The organism is Desulfobacter sp. (assembly GCA_028768545.1).
Taxonomy (GTDB): Bacteria; Desulfobacterota; Desulfobacteria; order Desulfobacterales; family Desulfobacteraceae; genus Desulfobacter.
Window position 1 is genome coordinate 3155604 of sequence record CP054838.1, and the last position, 14957, is coordinate 3170560.

Consider the following 14957-nt stretch of genomic DNA (forward strand, 5'->3'; position numbering starts at 1 on the left):
ATGGATTAAAGTGAGGGATTTATGGTTCAAGACAATGATGATATTATAGAACTGACTGAGGTGGTTGGGGATGATTCATCGGATGAGGCAGACCAAAACATCATTGAACTCACCCAAATTGTCCCCGGGGAAAATGATTTGGCGGATTCGGCCTCTTCCATTCCCTTTGATCCAGAGGCACAAGGCAAAACTGCATTGCCATCGGTGAGCCAGGAAGAATTTGAAGCGGCTTTGGAGCGGGTCATTGAAAAGAAATTTTCAAAGACCATTGAAGCGCTTTTGTTTGAAACCCTGGAAAAAGTCATTCAAACGGAAATTACACAGATTAAAGAGGGGCTGCAAAAAGATCTTGATGATATCGGCAGCGCCTGAATTGTAAAAACGATCATAATGGTTGACAGATTTTTGGGGATTCATTCAATCCCCTTTTTTCATTAATACGGGTTTGAGGAGTTAAATTATGGGTTCGGATTCTCTGGATAAAGGATATGAGCCAAAAGGCATTGAAGAAAAATGGTATTCATTCTGGCTGGAAAACGGGTTTTTTAAGGCAGAGGATAAAAGTGACAAGGAGGGGTTCTCCATTGTAATTCCCCCGCCAAACGTCACAGGCGTTCTTCACATGGGTCATGCCCTGAACAATGTAATCCAGGATATCATGTGCCGATACCGCAGGCTGCTCGGGTTTAATGTTTTGTGGATGCCGGGAACCGACCATGCCGGCATTGCCACCCAGAATGTGGTGGAAAGAAAACTGGCAGCCGAGGGCAGGACCCGGGATCAGCTTGGCCGTGAAGAATTCATTGAAGAGGTCTGGCGCTGGCGGGAAAAATCCGGCGGAGCCATTATCAACCAGCTCAAACGCCTCGGTGCCTCCTGTGACTGGGACCGGGAACGGTTTACCATGGATGAGGGGCTTTCAGAAGCCGTTCGCAAGGTATTTGTCCGTCTCTACAAAGAGGGCCTGATCTATCAAGACCAGTATATTATCAACTGGTGCCCAAGATGCCGTACCGCCCTTGCCGATCTTGAGGTGGAGTATGAAGAAAAAGATGCCTATCTTTACTATATCAGGTATCCGTTCAAGGATAGCAAAAAAGGGCTGACCGTTGCCACAACAAGGCCTGAAACCATGTTCGGGGATACCGCTGTTGCGGTCAACCCCAATGATGAACGATTCAAGGACATGGATCAGACAGAGGTGGTGCTGCCCCTGACCGACCGGACCATTCCCATTATCAAGGATGATTATGTCGATACTGAATTTGGTACCGGCGCTCTCAAGGTCACCCCGGCCCATGACCCCAATGATTTTCATCTGGGGGAAAAACACGGACTTAAAAAACTCAAGGTTATTGATGATTCGGGGATGATGAACAAAGAGGCGGGTCAGTTTGAAGGCCTGGACCGGTTCGAATGCCGTAAACAGGCGGTTGAAGCCCTGGCGGAACTTGGGCTGCTGGAAAAAAAAGAACCTCTAAAACACAGCGTGGGAAATTGCTACCGCTGTCACACCGATGTGGAACCCTCAATTTCCAAGCAATGGTTTGTAAAGGTTGGACCTCTGGCAGAAAAGGCCTCGGAAGCGGTCAGGTCTGGCAGGACAAAAATTATTCCAGACAATTGGTCAAAAACTTATTTTGAGTGGATGGATAATATCCGGGACTGGTGCATTTCAAGGCAGATCTGGTGGGGGCACAGGATTCCGGTTTGGAAATGTCCGGACTGCAAGGCCGTTATTGTAGAAGAGACAGATCCCACTGAATGTCCCCAGTGCGGGTGTAAAGATATTGTCCAGGAAACCGATGTGTTGGATACCTGGTTTTCTTCGGCGCTCTGGCCGTTTTCCACCATGGGATGGCCTGAGAATACAGAGCTTCTCAAAATTTTTTACCCCACCAATGTCCTGGTGACAGGCTTTGATATCCTTTTTTTCTGGGTGGCCCGGATGATGATGATGGGTATTCATTTTATGGATGACCAGGTGCCTTTTGATGATGTGTATATCCATGCCCTGGTCAGGGACGAACATGGCAAAAAAATGTCCAAGTCCAAGGGGAATGTCATTGATCCTTTAAAGGTGATTGACGAGTATGGGGCTGATGCCTTCAGGTTCACTTTGGCCGCCTTTGCCGCCCAGGGCAGGGACGTGAAAATGTCTGAATCCAGGGTTGAGGGCTACCGCCATTTTGTTAATAAGCTCTGGAATGCATCCAGGTTTGCCCTCATGCATATCACCTCAAAAGATACCCGGATTGAAACCGATAAACTCAGCCTGCCCGAACGCTGGATCCTTTCCAGATCCCAGGCCACAGCAAAGGCTGTGAAAGAGGGCATTGAAGGGTATAAGTTCAATGAGGCCGCCTCCTCTGTATACCAGTTTGTATGGCATGAATTCTGCGACTGGTTTTTGGAAACTGCCAAACCCGGATTGTATGAAAAAGAGGGCGTGGCCAGGCGGGATACCTCAAGGGCAGTGCTTGCCACCGTGCTTGAAGAAATTCTGATCATGCTTCATCCGTTTATGCCCTTTGTGACAGAAGAAATTTATCATATCCTTCCGACCACCCAGGGCTCTGTGATGAAGGCCTCTTTTCCATATTCCGAGCAAGGGTATGAGCGTTTCAGGGATGAAACCGCCGAAACCCAGATGGGTTTTTTGTTTGGACTGATTTCAGGCATCCGGAATATCCGCAGTGAGATGAATATCCAGCCGTCCATGAAAATAAAGGTGCTGGCCAATACCGAAGATGAACTGGAAAAACTGCTCATTGCCGAAAATAAGTCTGTGATTGCCAATCTGGCGACCTTGGAAAGCCTTTATTTTTGTGATGCCGATAATCTGCCCAGCTCTGCTGCAACGACGGTGACAGGTGATACTACCTGTTTTGTATCCCTTGAAGGGGTGATTGATTTTGACAAAGAGATTCGCCGCCTTGAAAAGGAATCGGAAAAAAATACCAAAGAGCTGACAGGGATCCAGAAACGCTTGAACAATGAAAGTTTTCTTGAAAAAGCACCGGATGAGGTCATTGAAAAGGTAAAGGCCCAGCATGCCGAGCTTCAGGAAAAGCAGGATAAGATCACAGCCAACCTGGAACGAGTCAAGGGGATGAAATAAACCAAAAGGAAACCGTTATGGACATGAATGACCAGATTATTCGTCTGGCCCTGTTTGAGGATTCAGGCCTTGGGGATGTCACCACTGAATCCATTTTGCCTGATCCCCGCTCAGGAAAAGGGATTATCGTGGCCAAGCAGGAGTTTGTCATGGCAGGGATTGACGTGGCAAAACAGGTGTTTTCCATTATTGATCCCTCCATTAGAACCGTTTCGCGGTTCAAGGATGGAGAAAAAATTCAGAACGGAGAGGTGATTCTTGAGATTACAGGAGATCTTTTATCCCTGCTCAAGGCAGAGCGGGTGGCCTTGAATTTTCTCCAGCGTCTTTCCGGTATTGCCACCTTGACCCGTACCTTTGTAAATGCCCTGGACAACAGCGATGTCCGGCTCGTGGATACGCGGAAAACCACGCCCGGTTGGCGGCGGATGGAAAAGGATGCCGTCCGGGCAGGCGGGGGATATAACCATCGGTTTGCCCTGTATGACGGGATCTTGATCAAGGATAACCATATTGCCGTGGCAGGCTCCGTTGAAATCGCCATTGCCCTGGTCAGGGCAAGAACCTCACATCTTATGAAAATAGAGGTGGAGGTCTCTTCCATGGAAGAAGTCCGTAAGGCCCTGGCTGCGGGTGCTGATGTGATCATGCTGGACAATATGGATATTGAATCCATGACGACTGCGGTGGCCTATATTGATGGGCGGGCCATTGTGGAGGCTTCGGGGAATGTCTCTCTTGACACCTTGAACGCCATTGCAAAAACCGGTGTGGATGTCATTTCCTGTGGCGCATTGACCCACCAGGCAAGATCAGTGGACCTGAGCATGAGGATCAACCCGGAATAGTCCTTGGCCTTATAAAAAAGATCGGGATTTTTTTTAAGAATAGGTGAGTTTGTTTCTGCCGGTTTCCTTGGATTTATACAGGGCCTTGTCCGTTCTTTTGATAAATTCTGTAAAATCCTCTCCATTTTTGAGTTCACTGGCCCCGATACTTACGGTCACCGATTGTTTTTCTCCTGTATCCGGGGTGAAAATTTCTTTGGCAATATTGTCCTTGATCCTGGCCCCGACCACACAGGCTTTTTTTAATCCGGTTTCCGGCAGGAGAATGGCAAATTCTTCGCCTCCGTATCGATAGGCCGTGTCCATGGACCGCATGCAGGATTTAATGATCCTGCCGATACCCATCAGCACCTTGTCCCCTTCAAGATGACCCAAGGTGTCATTGTATCGTTTGAAAAAATCAATGTCCAGAATCAGCAGGGACAAGGCCCTTGAATAGCGGTCATACCGTTTGATTTCCTGTTTGATCTGGTGAAAAAACTGTCTGGAATTGTAAAGTCCGGTCAAGGCATCGGTGATGGCCAGTTGTTCCATTTCCGCCAGGAGTTTGGCACGCTCTCTTTTAAAGGCTGATTCCCGTAACACCCGTTTGATTCGAAGATCCAACTCTTCAAACCGAAAGGGTTTGAAAATAAAATCACTGGCCCCGGCCTTGATGGCTTCTTCATAGGAATAATCCGCAGAGTAACCGGTCATGACCATGACGTCAACACCATGGTTCTGCTTGAGTTGTTTGGTGAGTTCAAGCCCGTCCATGCCCTGCATCATGATGTCGGTGAGCACCATGTCTGCCCGAAAGGTTTTAAGTATTTCCATGGCCTGACCGGCATTTTCCGCACTTTTAACCTTGTAGGATAATAGGGTGAGGTATTCCTCAACAGATTCTTTAATGGCAATATCATCGTCAACGATTAAAATGGCAGAGGCCATGATTTTCTCCGAACAATTAGGTTGGGTTCGATCGCCTAAATCTTGACACCTTTAGGCACAATTGCTACATGTACAGATTCAAAATTAGCCAGATAGATGGTATTTGTCAACTCTTAGTTTGGAGCTCAATTGAAGTTAAACGAGAAACATATCAGAAATTTTTCCATCATTGCCCATATAGATCATGGAAAATCCACCCTGTCCGATCGCCTGATTCAACTATCCGGGATTATAGAAGACCGGGATATGAAAGAACAAATTCTGGATTCCATGGATATCGAACGGGAGCGGGGAATCACCATTAAATCACAAACGGTTTCTCTGCCCTATACGGCAGAGGATGGCACCCAATATTTGCTCAACCTCATTGACACCCCGGGTCATGTGGATTTTTCCTATGAGGTGTCACGGGCCCTTGCATCCTGTGAAGGGGCGCTGATCCTGGCGGATGCCAGCCAGGGCGTAGAGGCCCAGACCCTGGCCAATCTTTACCTTGCCATAGAGCATGATCTTGAAATTCTGCCCGTGATCAACAAGATTGATTTGCCTTCGGCTGAAATAGACTGGGTAAAAGACCAGATTGAAGAGGATCTGGGTCTTGATTCGGAAGCCGCCCTTTTGGTCTCTGCCAAAAAGGGAACCGGGGTGGACAAAATTTTTCAGGCGGTTGTGGACAATATTCCAGCACCGACAGTCCAGGATACGGGCAAATTCAAGGCCCTGATTTTTGACTCCCATTATGATGCCTTCAGGGGCACCATCGTTCATTTCAGGATTTTTGAAGGGACGGTTAAAAAGGGAGACAAGATCCAGTTCATGTCCAACAAGGCCCAGTACAAGGTGGAAGAGGTTGGGCTTTTCCAGATTCAGCGAAACGCTCAAAAAGAGCTTGTGGCAGGCCAGGTCGGGTATTTTATTGCCGGAATAAAAACCATTTCCGATGTTAAAATCGGTGATACTGTGACCATGCTCGATACCCCTTGTGAAAAGGCCTTAGGCGGTTTTAGAGAACCGACCCCGGTGGTTTTTTCATCCATGTATCCGGTGGCGGCAGATGATTATGAAGAGCTTTCAGAGGCCTTGGAAAAACTCAAGCTCAACGATGCCTCTTTGATCTATGAAAAAGACGCCTCCGTGGCTTTAGGATTCGGGTATAGGTGCGGATTTTTAGGCCTGCTCCACCTTGAAGTGGTTCAGGAACGGCTGGAACGCGAGTACAATATTTCTTTGATTTTAACCTCTCCTTCGGTTCAGTATGAAATTACCTATACCTCGGGTGAGGTTAAAATTATTGACAACCCAACCGAATATCCCGATCCCATGGAGATTACCCGGGTAAAAGAGCCTTTTATCAATGCCTCGATCATTGTGCCGGATAGATACATGGGAAATGTCATGCAGGTCTGTCACGAGTTTCGCGGGGTCAGCACCAATTATCAATACCTGACCTCCAACCGGATGGAAATGAAATTCACCCTGCCTCTGGCCGAGGTGGTCTATGAATTTTATGACCGCCTTAAAAGCGTGACCCAGGGGTATGGGTCCTTTGATTATGAGATTGCAGGATACCAGGAGACCGATCTTGTCAGGCTTGATTTTCTGATCAATGGGGAACGGGTCGATGCCTTGTCCATGCTGATTCACAGGGATAAAGCCGAATCCAAAGCCAGGGCCGCCTGTAAAAAATTGCGGGAAGAAATTCCAAGACAGCAGTTTAAAATACCGATTCAGGGCGCCATCGGCGGCAAAATTATCGCAAGGGAGACCATTTCCGCATTTAGAAAAGATGTCACAGCCAAGTGCTATGGCGGCGATATTTCCCGAAAACGTAAGCTTCTAGAAAAACAGAAAAAAGGAAAAAAACGGATGAAAATGGTGGGATCGGTTGAAATTCCCCAGTCTGCATTTTTATCCGTGCTGAAAACCGATTAAAGGGCTGGGATTTTTCCGGGACAGCTTTAGTTGGGATCCGGTTTTGCCATATCTAATTTTTCCAGACGATACCTCAGGGTGGCCCTTGAAATGCCTAATATTCTGGCCGCCTTGGACACGTTGTTTTGGGTTTGGGACATGGCATGGACAATACAATGGTGTTCAAGGGATTCAAGATTCATCCCGTGTTCTGAAATGATAATGGAGATAAGCTTATCCAGGGGCAATGTTTCAAAGGATGTTTCTTGGGTTCGGTTTAAAATCAGGTAATCCGCCGTGATTGGGTTCCCGGTACACAGAATCATGGCCCGTTCCAATACATTCTTCAACTCCCGGATATTTCCCTGCCATCCGTAGCCCATGAGTTTTTCAAGCCCTTTGTCTGAAATGGCAGGGGGCTTTTTGCCAAGGGACTTTGAAAATGGGTACAAAGCTTGGGTATATCCTCTTTGCGCTCCCTTAACGGCGGGATATGGATGGGAAAGACGGTTCTGTTGCAAAAAATAGGGTGTTTAAAAAAAATTAACCTATTTGATAATTATGGTCGACTGCCCCCCCTTTTCTGTTCAAAGTTCATCTCTTCATTCATTGACTTTTTTCAGTGATATATTCTATAAATATAAACTTTGCTTTTGCACCGGGACACAATAGATGAGATCAGTTAAAAAAAATAATGGCCGTATATATACGGTAGCTGCACTGACCAGGGAACTAAAAGACCTTCTGGAAAACCAATATCCTTTTTTATGGATCAGCGGTGAAGTCTCCAACTATGTGACCCCCGCCTCAGGCCATTCTTATTTTTCCCTCAAAGATACCCATGCCGTTATTTCCTGTGTGATGTTTAAAAACCAGAAGCGGCGCCTTGAATTTACTCCTGAAAACGGAATGAAAATCACTGGAATGGCAAGACTTTCCCTGTATGAACCCAGGGGCTCTTATCAGCTGATTTTCGAGCATTTGGAAAAAGAGGGCCATGGAGACCTTCAAGCCGCCTTTGAACAGCTCAAGGCAAGTCTTGCTGCCAGGGGATGGTTTGATGCCTCCCATAAAAAAAAGCTCCCTTTTATGCCGGGTAAAATTTGTGTGGTGACCTCAGGCACGGGGGCGGCTGTCAGGGATATTATCCATGTGGCCAAACGGCGTTTCCCCGGATGTCTCCTGGAAATATTTCCAGTCAAGGTCCAAGGGGATATGGCTGAACATGAAATTGCACAGGCCCTAAACATCCTCAATGAATTAAACAGGAGCGATCTGATCATCCTGGCCCGTGGGGGTGGATCCATTGAAGATCTTTGGGCATTTAATACCGAAACCGTGGCAAAGGCCGTGTTTGAATCCCAGATTTCCGTGATCACAGGGGTGGGCCATGAAATCGATTTTACCATTGTTGATTTCGTGGCCGATGTCAGGGCCCCGACCCCTTCGGCTGCCGCTGAAATGGCCCTGCCTGACCAGGCTGCCTTGCTTCGTCAGGTTATGGCAAACCAAACCGCTTTAAATCAGCGCATGGAAAACCGTCTTCGGGTTTTGACCCAGCGACTTCAGGACCTGTCCGCCCGTTTGAAAAGTCCTGCCAGGGTCGTGGATGATTTTCGATTCAGGATTGAAGAAAAAGAGGCCAGTCTTCATTTAGCAATGAAGATGAGGCTCAGCTGGGACCGGGAACGGCTGTTCTGGCTGCGGCGCACCCTTGACAATACCCTGCCCCTGCCCAGAATTCATGAACAGGCCGTTTATGTTCGAGGGCTGGCAGCTGCTCTGGATCAGGCCATGGCCAAACAGACCCAAGGACTCAGAGCAAGGGTGCGCGAACTTGCCGCCGCCCTTGAATCTTTAAATCCCAAATCGGTTCTGGACCGGGGATACAGTATTGCAAGGCAGGTGGCCACAGGCCGTGTGATTGTGGATGCCAAAACCGTTGCCCGGGATGACCGGGTTGAAATTATTCTATCAAAAGGACGCCTGGTGACCCGGGTGGAATAAGATATGGCTAAAAAAAATTTTGAAACAGCACTCAGGCAATTGGAAGAGATTGTCCGTGAAATGGAATCCGGAGATCTTTCCCTTGAGCAGGCCGTTAAAAAATACGAAACCGGCATTGCCCATACAAAGTTCTGTCTTGATCTTCTGGACAAGACAGAACAGAAGATCACCCAGCTGACCCTGGACAATGACGGTAAGATTGAAGAATCTGCCTTTGAAAAAGATTTAGGCTGATATGAGTGAATTTAACCTGGCAGCCTATTTAACTGAAAATCGGGGGGTGGTGGAATCTGCCCTTGCCCGGATTTTAGGAGAACTGGATCCAAGCCTTGAACTGGTCCGGGCCATGTCCCATTCCCTCATGGCCGGGGGCAAGCGTATCAGACCCATCCTGGCTTTGGCAGCCGCACGGGCCTGCGGGAAAGACCCTTTGATCGCCCTGCCCGCCTGCTGCGCCATTGAAATGATTCATACCTATTCTCTGATCCATGATGATTTGCCGGCAATGGATGATGACGATCTTCGCCGGGGCATTGCCACCTGTCACAAAGAATTTGGCGAGGCCACAGCCATTCTGGCCGGTGACGGGCTTTTAACCCATGCTTTTTGCATTCTGGCCCGGCCGGATTCTTATTTTGATTGTTTTCCCGAGATGTCCACCCGGCTGGCCCTTGTGGCAAAAATAGCAAATGCTGCCGGTGTCAATGGAATGGTGGAAGGCCAGATGCTGGATATGCAGGCCGAATCAATGGATAAAAATGAGATGACCTGCGAACAAAGGCTTGGGCTCTTAAAAAAAATACACAGGCATAAGACAGGTGAAATGATTCAGGTCAGTGTTGAAGCCGGCGGCATTTCTGCCGGTGCTGACAATGAAACCCTTTCGGCATTAACAGCCTATTCAGGATTTTTAGGCTTAGCCTTTCAGGTGATGGACGATATTTTAAATGTGGAGGGGGATCCTGATGTCATGGGAAAGGCTGTTGGATCTGACCTGATTCATGATAAGATGACATTTCCCTCTATTATCGGCCTTGAAGGCTCTAAAACCTATGCCAGAGAACTTGTGGACAATGCCCTTGGCGCCATAGACGGTGGGCCTGCCCAAACCCTGTTTAATGGAAATACAGATGCCCTCAAGGCCATTGCCCGATATATTATTAACCGAGATCGATAAGGCCATGATTTTTTGCCTATCAACAACCAAAAAGGTAAGACCATATTGAGTTTTCTTGATCAGATTCATTCACCAGATGATTTAAAGCAACTATCCAGAAAAGAGCTAGGATTTTTGGCCCAGGAGATCCGGCACAGGATGATTGAGGTGGTCTCCAAAAACGGAGGACATCTTGCCTCAAGCCTTGGGGCGGTTGAACTGACCCTGGCCATACACTATGTATTTGATATCCCCAAAGATACCCTGGTCTGGGATGTGGGCCATCAGTCCTACGCACACAAACTGCTGACCGGGCGGAATCCGGATTTTGATTCTTTAAGGCAGTATAAAGGGCTTTCAGGATTTACCAAAATCAAAGAAAGTCCCTATGACGGATTTACCGTCGGCCATTCTTCCACATCCATTTCTGCGGGGCTTGGGATCTGTTATTCCAAATATTTGAACCAGGATCCTTCGGATGTGATTTCCGTGATCGGAGACGGATCCTTGACTGCAGGCCTTGCCTATGAAGGACTGAATCAGGCAGGAGACCTCAAGCGAAAACTCATTGTTATTTTAAATGATAATGATATGTCCATTTCCGCCAATGTGGGTGCCCTGTCCTCTTATCTGTCCCGGACCCTGTCCAATAAATTCCTTCAGAACAAGAAAAACCAGTTTGGCAACTTTTTAAAATCCTTGCCCAAAATCGGGGATGACATGTACGAGATAGCCAAACGGTGGGAGGATTCATTTAAAACCTTTGTAACACCGGGCATGCTGTTTGAGGCCTTTAACTTTGATTATTTCGGACCCATAAACGGACATAATCTCGATCATCTCATCGATATTATGACCAATATTAAAAATCCGGATTCCCCGGTGCTTCTCCATGTGACCACGGTCAAGGGCAAGGGGTATGAACCTGCTGAGAAAAATCCGGTGTATTTCCACGGGGTGGGGTCCTTTGCCGTGGACACGGGAAAGAGCAATTCCACAGCCTCCAAGGTGCCCTCTTACACCTCGGTCTTTGGCAAGCACATGGTCCGGTTTGCAAAAGAAGATGAAAAAATTGTGGCCGTGACCGCTGCCATGCCCGAGGGAACCGGGCTGACCCGGTTTTCTGAAGAATTTCCCGAACGGTTTTTTGATGTGGGCATTGCAGAACAGCATGCCGTTACATTTTCAGCAGGCCTGGCCTCAAAAGGCGCACATCCGGTGGTGGCCATTTACTCCACCTTTTTACAGCGCGCCTATGACCAGATTCTCCATGATGTCTGCATTGATAGCCATCCTGTGGTCTTTGCGTTGGACCGCGGCGGTATCGTGGGAGAAGACGGACCCACCCATAACGGGCTTTTTGACTATGCCTATCTGCGGTCCATGCCCAATATGACGGTGATGGCCCCCATGAATGAAAATGAGCTGGCAAGGATGCTTAAAACAGCCCTTGTCCACAACGGTCCCATTGCACTTCGGTATCCAAGGGGCAAAGGAGAGGGATTGGATATTGATCCCAATCCCCGGGTGATTGAGGTGGGAAAGGCAACGGTTTTGACAAGGGGGCCTGATCTTTTGATTCTGGCTGCGGGACAGCCGGCCAACGCCGCCCTTGAGGCGGCAAAGATACTGGCCCAAAAAGGGGTTGAGGCCACCGTGGTCAATGCCCGATTTGTCAAACCCCTGGATTCAGCCTTGTTCACAGAACAGGCTGATCAGATTAAAAAGGTGATCACCGTGGAAGAGCATGTGCTGGCCGGCGGTTTTGGTTCGGCTGTTTTAGAATTGTTTGCTGACGCGGGTTTGATAAATATCCGGGTAAAGAGGATCGGTATTAAAGATACCTTTGTTGAACATGGCCCCCAAAAACAGCTTCGAAAAGACCATGGAATTGATGTTGAATCCATTGTCAACGCCGGGCTTAAATTAAATGACAGAGAATAACCCCAAACAAAACCGCCTGGCAAAATCTTGCCTGGCAAAAAACCGCCTGGATATTATTCTGGTGAAAAAGGGGCTGATAAGGTCCAGACAAAGGGCCAAGGCCATGATCATGGCCGGAAAGGTTCTGGTCAATGATATGATGGTGGACAAGCCCGGTACCCAGGTTCGTGCGGATGCGGTGATCCAGGTTAAAAAAGAGGATCATCCCTATGTAAGCCGGGGCGGGCTCAAGCTTGAAAAGGCTTTTAAGGTTTTTCCGGTCTCCGTCAAAAACAGCGTCTGCCTTGATATTGGTGCATCCACCGGCGGATTTACAGATTGTCTGCTTCAATTCGGGGCCAAAAAAGTTTTTGCCGTGGATGTGGGATACGGGCAGCTTGACTGGTCTTTGCGGCAGGATCAGCGGGTTAAGGTGATCGAGCGGACAAATATCCGCAACCTTTGTTTTGAAGCCATTAACGAGCCCATGGACTGCGTGGTGGCAGACACTTCGTTTATTTCCCTGAAAACAGTGATTCCGTCTGCTGAAAAATTTATGCGCAAGGGGACCATTATTTTAGCCCTGATCAAGCCTCAGTTTGAAGCGGGCAGGGAAAATGTCGGCAAGGGCGGGGTGGTAAAAGATCCCAAAATTCGGGGCCAGGTGGTTGAGGATATTAAATCCTTTTTTGATTCAAGGGGATACAAGGTTCATGATACCGTAGCCTCTCCGATTTTAGGGCCCAAGGGAAACCAGGAGTTTATTATCTTCCTTGAGTTTGGACATTAAAATACCAATGGGTGAAAATAATCCTATTAATTTTATCTAAATTTGATTATTAAAATATTGGTTTTTAATTAATTGTTTAACCATGAAAGGATTGTATCCAAAAAGAGAAGAGATTAGGCAATCACTTATTAATAAAATCAAAATGCGTACAGTTTTATTCTATTAATTGATTAAAGGAGCAGTAATGAGCGAAGAAATTAAAACAATGAGAAATGTGGCCTTAGCCGGTCATGGAGGTGCAGGCAAGACTACTCTTGCTGAGGCTATGCTGTTTAAAGCCGGGGTGACCAATCGCCTTGGCAGGGTTGAAGAGGGAAATACCGTAATGGATTTTCAGCCTGAAGAAACCAAAAAGCAGCAGAGTATCAATACATCATTCATTAAATACACCCACAATAAGCATACTATTACCTTAATGGATACTCCGGGTGATCAAAATTTCTTTTCTGCTGCCAAGACCTGTTTTCCTGTTGCCGATAGCATGGCCTTTGTCATTGACGGAGTGGGCGGGCCTTCTGCCATGACAGAAGAGGCTGCAGCCTCTGCCCTTGAATATAATCTGCCCGGCGTTGTCATTGTCAATAAACTTGACCGTGAAAGAGCGGATTTTGAGACCGCAGTGGCAGCCAGCAACACAGCTTTGAAAAAGAAAGTCATTCCCATTTGTTATCCCATTGGCAAGGAGGAAGATTTCAAGGGGCTTGTGGATATTGTTTCCGGGCAGGCCTTTGAATATGATGAAGAGGGAAAAGCCAAAAAAATAGATATCCCGGCTGACATGGCAGATGAGATTGCCGTGGTTAAAGAAGAATTTATTGAAAATGTCGCAGAGCTTGATGATGATCTGCTTGAAAAATATCTGGAAGGCGAAGAACTGACAGAGGACGAACTCAAGTCGGCATTCCGCCAGGGGGTTTTGGATGCCCAGTTTTATCCGGCCATTTGTACCTCTGCCACTCAGATGATCGGCATTGATCTGGTTTTTGATTTTATCAACGACTATATGCCCTCTCCCCTGGATCGGGGCGCCTGGAAAGCCAAAGATGCCGAGGGGAATGAGGTTGAGATTGAACCGGATCCCGATGCTGAATTTACAGGCTTTGTCTTTGCCACGATTGTAGATCCCTATGCGGGCCGTCTATCTTTGTTCCGGGTGATTTCAGGAACCCTTGGCAAAGAGGGCAATATCCTCAATGTCACCAAGAGTTCCAAGGAAAGATTTTCCCAGCTTCTGGAAATTGCCGGCAAAGAGCAGAAAAATATCACCGGTGCCCTTCCCGGTGCCATTGTTGCGGTGGCCAAACTCAAGGATACCCTGACAGGAGATACCCTGACCACAGGCCAGGATATTCAGATTCAGGGACCCAAACCCCTGCCCCCATGCATCTCCTTTGCCATTTCTCCCAAGGCCAAGAGCGATGAGGACAAGATTCATGAAGCCATCCGCAAGATTCTTGAAGAGGATTCAGGCCTTGTGCTGAAACGGGAAGAAGAGACCCGCCAGACCATCCTTTCCGGACGGGGGCTGGTTCACATTGAAGTGACGGCAGAGAAGATTAAACGAAAATTTAACGTGGGCATGGAGATTGCCACGCCCAAGGTGGCCTATAGAGAAACCTTCAAGAAAAAAGTCCGGGTTCAGGGTAAGCATAAAAAACAGTCTGGCGGCCATGGTCAGTACGGTGACTGCTGGATAGAGCTTGAGCCTCTGCCCAAGGGATCCGGATATGAATTTGTCGATAAAATCGTGGGCGGCGTGATTCCCAGAAATTATATTCCTGCCGTAGAAGCCGGTATTAGAGAAGCAATGGTAAAAGGTCTTTTGGCCGGATTTCCCTGTGTGGATTTCAGGACCACCCTTGACTTTGGTTCCTACCATTCGGTTGACTCCTCTGAAATGGCCTTTAAAATGGCCGGCTCCCTGGCCTTTAAAAATGCAGCGGCTGAAGCCAAGGCGGTTCTCCTTGAACCCATCATGAAAGTGGCGGTCAAGGTACCTGATGATGCCACAGGTGATATCATGGGGGATCTGAACTCCAGACGAGGCAGAGTGTTGGGCATGGATTCAGAAGATGAAAAGCAGATCATCAATGCCCTGGTTCCCATGTCGGAAATGCTTCGCTATGCACCGGATCTAAGCTCCATGACCGGGGGACGCGGCACCTTTACCATGGAATTTGAGCAATATGACGAGGTCCCCGGGGATATGTCCAAAAAGATCATTGACGCAGTCAATGCGGAAAAAGAAGGGTAACTTCTTTAAATAAAAAG

12 protein-coding genes are annotated in these 14957 nt (G+C 47.7%); 10 read left to right on the forward strand and 2 right to left on the reverse strand.

Translation table 11 applies throughout. The features are described 5' to 3' along the window. Positions 1-21 precede the first annotated feature (21 nt). The 3 genes from HUN05_15360 to nadC all read left to right on the forward strand — a co-directional run bounded on the left by HUN05_15360 (position 22) and on the right by nadC (position 3969). Positions 22-372, forward strand: a complete 351-nt coding sequence (locus tag HUN05_15360; protein ID WDP86330.1) for a hypothetical protein — start codon at positions 22-24, stop codon at positions 370-372. A gap of 88 nt (positions 373-460) precedes the next feature. After that, positions 461-3121: a valine--tRNA ligase gene (locus tag HUN05_15365; GenBank protein WDP86331.1), complete on the forward strand. Its 2661-nt coding sequence runs from the start codon at positions 461-463 to the stop codon at positions 3119-3121. Positions 3122-3138: 17 nt separating this feature from the next. Then, positions 3139-3969, forward strand: a complete 831-nt coding sequence (gene nadC, locus HUN05_15370; GenBank protein WDP86332.1) for a carboxylating nicotinate-nucleotide diphosphorylase — start codon at positions 3139-3141, stop codon at positions 3967-3969. Between the two features lie 33 nt (positions 3970-4002). On the opposite strand, the gene HUN05_15375 is transcribed toward nadC, so the two are convergent. Then, complete coding sequence (locus HUN05_15375; GenBank protein WDP86333.1) at positions 4003-4899, reverse strand: diguanylate cyclase; 897 nt, start codon at positions 4897-4899, stop codon at positions 4003-4005. 129 nt (positions 4900-5028) lie between these two features. Here HUN05_15375 and lepA point away from each other — a divergent pair, with 129 nt between their 5' ends. Continuing rightward, positions 5029-6831, forward strand: coding sequence for an elongation factor 4 (gene lepA / locus HUN05_15380; GenBank protein WDP86334.1), 1803 nt, complete (start codon positions 5029-5031; stop codon positions 6829-6831). Positions 6832-6857: 26 nt separating this feature from the next. Here lepA and HUN05_15385 read toward each other — a convergent pair whose 3' ends face one another. Then, a complete protein-coding gene (locus tag HUN05_15385; GenBank protein ID WDP86335.1) occupies positions 6858-7262 on the reverse strand; it encodes a hypothetical protein in 405 nt (134 codons plus the stop codon). 220 nt (positions 7263-7482) lie between these two features. Between HUN05_15385 and HUN05_15390 the strand changes: the two genes are divergently transcribed. The 6 genes from HUN05_15390 (at position 7483) to fusA (ending at position 14940) form a co-directional block, all read left to right on the forward strand. Further along, a complete protein-coding gene (locus HUN05_15390) occupies positions 7483-8817 on the forward strand; it encodes an exodeoxyribonuclease VII large subunit (GenBank protein WDP86336.1) in 1335 nt (444 codons plus the stop codon). A 3-nt stretch (positions 8818-8820) separates the two neighbouring features. Continuing rightward, entirely contained in the window at positions 8821-9051 is a 231-nt protein-coding gene (gene xseB / locus HUN05_15395) for an exodeoxyribonuclease VII small subunit (GenBank protein ID WDP86337.1), read from the forward strand. A 1-nt stretch (position 9052) separates the two neighbouring features. Next, positions 9053-9994 carry a polyprenyl synthetase family protein gene (locus HUN05_15400; protein ID WDP86338.1) on the forward strand — a complete coding sequence of 314 codons (942 nt, stop codon included), beginning with the start codon at positions 9053-9055 and terminating at the stop codon, positions 9992-9994. 45 nt (positions 9995-10039) lie between these two features. Next, complete coding sequence (locus HUN05_15405) at positions 10040-11917, forward strand: 1-deoxy-D-xylulose-5-phosphate synthase (GenBank protein ID WDP86339.1); 1878 nt, start codon at positions 10040-10042, stop codon at positions 11915-11917. Then, a complete protein-coding gene (locus HUN05_15410; GenBank protein WDP86340.1) occupies positions 11904-12686 on the forward strand; it encodes a TlyA family RNA methyltransferase in 783 nt (260 codons plus the stop codon). The genes HUN05_15405 and HUN05_15410 overlap by 14 nt, the downstream gene beginning before the upstream one ends. A gap of 184 nt (positions 12687-12870) precedes the next feature. Then, positions 12871-14940, forward strand: a complete 2070-nt coding sequence (gene fusA / locus HUN05_15415; protein WDP86341.1) for an elongation factor G — start codon at positions 12871-12873, stop codon at positions 14938-14940. Positions 14941-14957 lie beyond the last annotated feature (17 nt).

Excerpts from the sequence above, each read along its gene's own strand:
- HUN05_15365 (WDP86331.1), top strand. The coding sequence starts at position 461 with ATGGGTTCGGATTCTCTGGATAAAGGATATGAGCCAAAAGGCATTGAA.
- HUN05_15375 (WDP86333.1), bottom strand. The coding sequence starts at position 4,899 with ATGGCCTCTGCCATTTTAATCGTTGACGATGATATTGCCATTAAAGAA.
- fusA (WDP86341.1), top strand. The coding sequence starts at position 12,871 with ATGAGCGAAGAAATTAAAACAATGAGAAATGTGGCCTTAGCCGGTCAT.
- HUN05_15400 (WDP86338.1), top strand. The coding sequence starts at position 9,053 with ATGAGTGAATTTAACCTGGCAGCCTATTTAACTGAAAATCGGGGGGTG.
- HUN05_15390 (WDP86336.1), top strand. The coding sequence starts at position 7,483 with ATGAGATCAGTTAAAAAAAATAATGGCCGTATATATACGGTAGCTGCA.
- HUN05_15360 (WDP86330.1), top strand. The coding sequence starts at position 22 with ATGGTTCAAGACAATGATGATATTATAGAACTGACTGAGGTGGTTGGG.
- xseB (WDP86337.1), top strand. The coding sequence starts at position 8,821 with ATGGCTAAAAAAAATTTTGAAACAGCACTCAGGCAATTGGAAGAGATT.
- HUN05_15410 (WDP86340.1), top strand. The coding sequence starts at position 11,904 with ATGACAGAGAATAACCCCAAACAAAACCGCCTGGCAAAATCTTGCCTG.
- nadC (WDP86332.1), top strand. The coding sequence starts at position 3,139 with ATGGACATGAATGACCAGATTATTCGTCTGGCCCTGTTTGAGGATTCA.